Source organism: Bartonella sp. TS82HLJMH, assembly GCF_042193495.1.
GTDB classification, from domain to species: Bacteria; Pseudomonadota; Alphaproteobacteria; order Rhizobiales; family Rhizobiaceae; genus Bartonella; species Bartonella grahamii.
Window position 1 is genome coordinate 1 of record NZ_JBHILU010000034.1, and the last position, 4,867, is coordinate 4,867.

Annotated in this window: 3 protein-coding genes and 1 pseudogene; all 4 read left to right on the forward strand. The window is 36.9% G+C overall.

Annotation, left to right across the window (positions count from 1 at the left end; all coding sequences use genetic code 11):
* A pseudogene (locus tag ACFIKO_RS08650) lies at positions 1-489 on the forward strand (ABC transporter substrate-binding protein); the annotation flags it as partial.
* A 400-nt stretch (positions 490-889) separates the two neighbouring features.
* A complete protein-coding gene (xseA, locus tag ACFIKO_RS08655; RefSeq protein WP_375620513.1) occupies positions 890-2,320 on the forward strand; it encodes an exodeoxyribonuclease VII large subunit in 1,431 nt (476 codons plus the stop codon).
* Positions 2,298-2,924: a DNA-3-methyladenine glycosylase I gene (locus tag ACFIKO_RS08660; RefSeq protein WP_375673800.1), complete on the forward strand. Its 627-nt coding sequence runs from the start codon at positions 2,298-2,300 to the stop codon at positions 2,922-2,924. Before xseA ends, ACFIKO_RS08660 begins: the two co-directional genes overlap by 23 nt.
* Positions 2,925-4,500: 1,576 nt before the next feature.
* Positions 4,501-4,867: ABC transporter substrate-binding protein (locus tag ACFIKO_RS08665; RefSeq protein WP_375620511.1), on the forward strand; the 367-nt coding region annotated here is incomplete at its 3' end.

Consider the following 4,867-nt stretch of genomic DNA (forward strand, 5'->3'; position numbering starts at 1 on the left):
TTTGCTGGTGCCTCTCCTTATCCTTTTGCTTTGCCTATTGCTCAGTCTCTCCAAGACAACGCAAAAAAGGTTGGGGTGCGTTTTAAGATTGAACGTTTTGTAGGAACACAGTTACTTTCAAAATTATTTTCACGTAGTTTTGATACGATTTTTTTCGGATGGAATAATGATTCTGCCGATCCTCATACAATGGCTTCACGCCTTATTTACAATCCTGATAATAGGTTTGAGGCTAAAAATACAGCCTATGCTAGTTGGTGCCATGGGTATTTGGATGAAACTATGAATCAAAAGGTTCAAGATGCGTTGTTTGAAAAAGATTCACAGAAACGGGCGCAAATGTATGCTGATTTGCAACGTGAATTTATGCAGAAAGGACCCTATGCTTTTATCTATCAGACGTATCATACTGTAGCGATGACACCTGATGTCAAAAAATGGGTTTGGAATAGTGCACCACGTATTTTTTACAGTGCAATTGAAAAATAAGAAGGCAGCAGGTTTATAAAATATAAAAATATGATCATGGTATATTTGATGTATTGCAAAGCTCTTTAACACTTTGCAATACGTTGAATTTTATCGGGAATGGATTACTATGTTGTGTAGAGAGTTTTATTTTAGGAATTCTTATGAAAGGTGTATTTGTGTGGATGTTAAGATTAAATATTTTAACTTCTATTGATACAGCTTTCAGATGAAATAATGAATCTGGAGATCCTCATACAATGGCTTCAAGCTTTTTTATAACTCGGATAATCGGTTTGAAATTCAAAATATAAGCTGTTTTAGCCAGTGTTATGGGTATTTTGATGAAGCTATAAATAAAAAGTTTAAAGATTGTGTTGTTTCAAAAAGATTCACAGAAACGGGCGTAAAGAATTGAAAAATGGTAAGTTTGTTTAGTGAAAAAACAGGTGTAACAAATGTGGCAGAATTTACTGTTTCCGAAATAGCAGGAGCTCTAAAGCGTGTTGTTGAAGAAAAGTTTGGTTATGTACGGGTGCGTGGGGAGATATCAGGTTACCGTGGTACTCATGCTTCGGGACATGCTTATTTTGCTTTAAAAGATGATAAGGCACGGTTGGAAGCTGTTATTTGGCGTGGAGTGATGGAAAAGCTCAAATTTCCTCCTGAAGAAGGGATGGAAGTGGTTGCTGTTGGTAAACTTACAACTTATCCAGGGTCATCGAAATATCAAATTGTCATTGAGGCTCTTGAACCAACGGGGGTTGGTGCTTTGATGACACTTCTTGAAAATCGTAAGAAAAAGTTTGTGGAAGAAGGCTTATTTGATGAAGCAAAGAAAAAACCTTTGCCTTATATGCCTCGAATTATAGGCGTTGTAACATCACCAACAGGTGCTGTTATTCGTGATATTATTCATCGTATATCCGATCGTTTTCCGTTACATATTTTGGTTTGGCCTGTACGTGTTCAGGGGGAAACAAGTGGGAGAGAGGTAGCTGTTGCTGTTGAAGGTTTTAATGCTCTTGCTCCAGAAGGACTTATTCCAAAACCTGATCTTATTATTGTTGCACGGGGAGGGGGAAGTTTAGAAGATTTGTGGGGGTTTAATGACGAAGCTGTTGTTCGTGCTGTTTATGCCTCTGCTCTTCCCGTTATTTCTGCTGTTGGGCATGAAACGGACTGGACTTTGATTGATTATGTTGCTGATTGGCGTGCTCCAACTCCTACAGGAGCTGCAGAAAAGGCTGTTCCCGTTAAGCTTGATCTTGAAGTATGTGTTGCGTCTCTTGGGGCACGTTTGCGCAAGGGACTTGTACGTTCTTTTGATTTTCATCAACAAAAGTTGCGTGCAGCCAGACGTGGTCTTCCCACTGTCGATCAACTTTTTGCTCTACCTCGGCGTGGTTTTGATGAAATTTCAAATCGATTACAGCGTGCTCTTTGTGTGAGCTACGATAAAAAATGTTTTTCTTTTCACACTCTTCGTTTACGTCTTTCGCTACGTTTGTTAAATAGTGAAAAAGCACAACGCAATACAAAGGAATATACGGCGCGCCTTCATCGTGCTTTTGTGCGTAGTGTGGAAAAACAACGTGCCAAAATAGAGCTTGCATTTAGGCTTTTAAAAAGCACTTCTTATCAGAATATTTTAGAGCGTGGTTTTGTTTTGGCTTTGAGGCAAGATAATAAGCCCATTAAACGGTTGACTCAGTTTCCTGAAACAGGGCAAATAAATTTACGCTTTTTTGATGGTGATATCAGTGTTGCAATACAAGAACCTGTTTTTTCTAAACGTTCAAAACACAAGCAGATAAAGTCGCCAAGTGATGATCAAGGAACTCTCTTTTAATACGGTTAATGCCATGCTTGCGGAAGGTCTTCTTAAGGGGGGGGATGGAAAAGTTCGTTGCGCATGGGCTGGAACGGATTCACTTTATTGTGCTTATCATGATAACGAATGGGGAAAACCTGTTTTTGAGGATATCTGTTTGTTTGAAAAAATTTGCCTTGAAGGTTTCCAAGCGGGACTTTCTTGGTTTACAATTTTAAAAAAACGCTCTTTTTTTTGCATTGCATTTGATGACTTTGACTTTGAAAAGATTGCTCATTATGATGAGCTAAAGGTGCAAATGTTAATGCAGAATAAAGACATTGTTCGCCATCAGGGAAAAATTCAATCAGTGCTTAATAATGCGCTTAGAGCACAGGAAATTATAACAGAGTGGGGGAGCTTGTCCCGCTATTTTTGGTCTTTTCAGCCACTACAATCAGAGCGTTATGAAAAGATAGACTTTCAAACACTGTCGGCTCATCCTACAACCCCTGCTTCTCTTCGTCTTTCTCAAGACTTGAAGAAACGTGGCTGGACATTTGTTGGTCCCACAATTTGTTATGCTTTTATGCAGTCCGTAGGGATTGTTAATGATCATCTTGAAGGATGTTTTTGTCGATAAATTGGCCAACGTTCTTTTGTAAGGGTAATGATCAATAGAATAATAATTGAATTGTTTAATAAATGTATAGATTATACAACTCCACTGTATAAGATAATTGAAATATACAAACTATACAATATCAATGATTTTCTACTGTTGTTGGCACTCAAAACGATAAAGGCATAATTTTGAAGATGAAAAAACAGATGCAAAAAAGGAGTGATACCTTAACGGTCATGTATCTGAGGTGAGATGATGGTAATGTCTTGTATGTTTTAAAGAAACATCTAGTGTACCAAAGCCCATTTTGCAACGCAGCCCATGAATGGTATAACAGTCAATCCATTGTGCATTCCATCTTTATGCTTATGAAGGAGCAAATCAGCACCATCACACACTTTACTAGCTCTCAATGTTGAATAGTCCTTGGCATTTGAAATGGTTCAGAAGAGGGTGTTTTTATTTCTGTTAATGACATGACCGTTATAATAAGTAATGAATATTTTATTCATGTTTATTGACGAATACAAAGTGGTTTTTAGAAGGGGCTGTTGTTGCATTGTTATATTTTACTTTGGTTGTATGACTTGTTGGTTTATTTGTGTGTAGGTCGATTTCTTGATACTTACCTAGGCAATAAAAATAAAATGCAGCATAAGATAATTGAAATATACAAACTATACAATGATGAAAAATTGAAGTTAAATGACTCAAGCTGCTTGTGTTGGGTTTTATTATCTGATAGTTTTCTTCTATTAGAGAGTGATCTTGCCGCGTGTGCGCTCCAATTTTTGGGAAGATGATTAAGCTCAGGCAGGCTTGTATCCACTACATTGCTTAGTTGAATCTCTGTATGTTTCTGCTGGAAACAAGAGTTTTGTTGCAGTATGTTGTTTTCTGTTCTATTTTTATAGTGATAAAGCAATGATGCACACTAAAGTTTAGAAGAGTTTATATTCGTTATGTCTTGGGGGGTAGTGTGATGAATTTTGTTTTTATCAATGGAGAAGTGCATTTTAGTGTGTATTCTTTTATTGCAAGTTTTATCTCTCAAAAGATAAGGCTTGGAAGGGGTGATTCTTCTCATTGTTCCTTTATTTTTGTTAACGTGTTCGGTTTTGTTGATAAAAACGTAAAACTTTTGACACTTAGTTTTCAAAAGATTAAGCAGATTTTTGTGTGGTGGGGGGTAGAGTTTTAGAAAAGATCTTTTCTTATGCCTTTCTGCTATTTTAGTGCAGTTTTGATCATGTAGTAAAGATGCGGCGCATCTTGAAATTGAGTGTTTGAGGAGAGTGAGAATTTTTAAAGCTTACCATTTTGGGGGCTACAAGGCTTATCGTTTTGATAATTAATGGGGCTGGTATACGGCATTATCGTATGCAAAGAAAGGTTATGAAAGAATGTGATACTGGTTAGCAAAACATATATTGTATGTTCGCTAGGGTTTGATTGAGATGTAAGTCAATGAATTTATAAAGTAGATGACTCTGTATAGGCGATTAGAATGTATTTATTCAATGTGTATAATTATAAATTTGCCATGTTATTTCAGCGTCATTAATTAATAAAAAATAAATAAAGGGAAATGTTTATGAACTTGAAGAAAACAATGTTGAAAAGTAGTAGCTCTCTTGTTGCTGCTCTTATTGCACTGGGAGTAGTTGTACAACAGGTTTCAGCAAAAACACCAGCTAATACTCTTGTGATGGCTTGGAATCTTGATGCAATCAGTACGTTTGATCCTGCCCAAAGCAATGATGTTTATGCAAGTGAAATTATTGGAAATGTTTGTGATAATTTGGTCAGTACTGCGACAGATGATCCAACGAAAATAGTTCCGTCTTTAGCAACGCATTGGGATGTTTCAGGCGATGATCACAATACGGTGATTACCTTTCATTTGCGTGATGGTTTGAAGTTTAACGATGGTAGATCAGCCAATGCCAATGACCTTGTTT